Consider the following 1,124-nt stretch of genomic DNA (forward strand, 5'->3'; position numbering starts at 1 on the left):
CAGTAGAGGTGATGGACACCATGACGTCGTCAGTAGAGATCAGTAACGAACTCACCGTAAAAGCGAGCGATCTTCACGGAGAACTGAGTAAGTTTAAGCTGTCTTAATTCCGTCTCATCGTTATTAATTTAAACCGAGTGCTTTTCGTGCTCGGTTTTTTATTATCTAAAGTTCTGGATTAAGTTGGTCTCAAAGCATGCTTGGGCTTAGGTTTGAACGATAGACATCGTTGCATGAGTTTAAATCTTACCTCATTGAGAGTGGCGCATATCAAAGACGTCTAAAACTCAAATCAATTGAAAGTAATTCGGGCATGCTATGGTCTTTGTAGTCTGATAAGAATCAACATCAAGAGAGTTGTAATGATAGAGATTGAGCCAATCACTCCGCATATCGGTGCGCGTATTCATGGCATAGATTTGGCCAACTGCAATGCAGAAGATCTGGAAGCAATTTATCAAGCCCTAATCGAGCATCAAGTTATCTTTTTTGATGGTCAAGCTATGTCGCCTGAGCAGCAGTTAGAACTGGCTCAGTACTTTGGGGAATTGGAGCCTGCTCATCCCTTCTTTCCCAACGTCGCGTCCTCGCCTCAAGTCAGTATTATTGAAACCACCAAAGGCAATGCGCCACACGAGAGTTACTGGCATACCGATTTAACTTGGAGAGAGCAGCCTTCTAAAGGGGCGATTCTGCATGCTCAACACGTCCCGAATACTGGCGGAGATACGATTTGGGTTTCTATGACTGCCGTTTTTGATGCGCTCGACAATACGATGAAAACGAAGTTAAGACAGTTGTCTGCAACCCATTCTCTCAGCGCCTTTGAAGAGGTTGCTGAGGAAGATATTGAGCTTGATTGGCATCATCGACTGCTTGAAGTTTCTCATCTACATCCACCCGTTGTGCACCCAGTGATAAAAATACACCCGGAAACGGGCAAGGAAACCCTATTTATTAATGAGCAGTTTACTCGTCATATCAATGAAGTGGGGCATACGGAAGGTAAGCAGCTGTTAAACGAATTGTTTGCGATTGCTCGTCAGCCTGAATATCAAGTTCGGTTTAAGTGGCAACCAGGCTCTGTAGCGATTTGGGATAATCGTTGCACTCAACATTATGCG

Annotated in this window: 1 protein-coding gene; it reads left to right on the forward strand. The window is 44.1% G+C overall.

What is annotated here, in order from left to right:
- Nucleotides 1–362 precede the first annotated feature (362 nt).
- Nucleotides 363–1,124, forward strand: a 762-nt coding sequence (locus AC4MRV_RS22155) for a TauD/TfdA dioxygenase family protein (protein WP_491189419.1), incomplete at its 3' end; no start/stop codon positions are given.

The organism is Vibrio sp. (assembly GCF_984391705.1).